General features: G+C 63.9%; 1 pseudogene. It reads left to right on the top strand.

From position 1 onward, the window contains the following. Nucleotides 1-432, top strand: a pseudogene (locus tag C5B91_RS22220) (type IV secretion system protein VirD4); the annotation flags it as partial.

The raw sequence follows: 432 nt of genomic DNA, 5'->3' as shown, positions 1-432 counted from the left end.
AACAGCCTCTCCGAGCTGTCGAACATTTACGAGCGGATCAACAGCAGCTACGTCGACCGGGAACGCAAGGGTGGGACGCCGTCGATCAAGCTCACCCCCGAGGGGCGTGGAGTCGTACTCCAACAGGACACGGGGAGTGCTGGGTCCGGCGGTGGCGACGACCACCGCTGGATTCTCGGTCAATGCTACGTGGCGTTCACGCAGATCGGCTTCGTGACGTGGCTCCCCGAACAGGAGGGTGAGGAGATGCCGGACGGCGTCGCAGAGGCGCCGATCGACGTGACCAACGTAGACTCGGGCCAGTCGCGGAACGAGATGATGGAGGCGATGGAGGAGCGTCGTGAGCGGCTTCGCGAGGAGTACCCCGGCGTGTGGAACTTCGCCGGCGCCGACGACGTATCGATCGAGGCGCAAACGTCGACAATCAAGTAC

Source organism: Haloferax sp. Atlit-10N, assembly GCF_003586325.1.
GTDB classification, from domain to species: domain Archaea; phylum Halobacteriota; class Halobacteria; order Halobacteriales; family Haloferacaceae; genus Haloferax; species Haloferax prahovense.
Note: the sequence above shows the minus strand (reverse complement) of the source record. Positions and strands in the feature narration are given on the sequence as shown.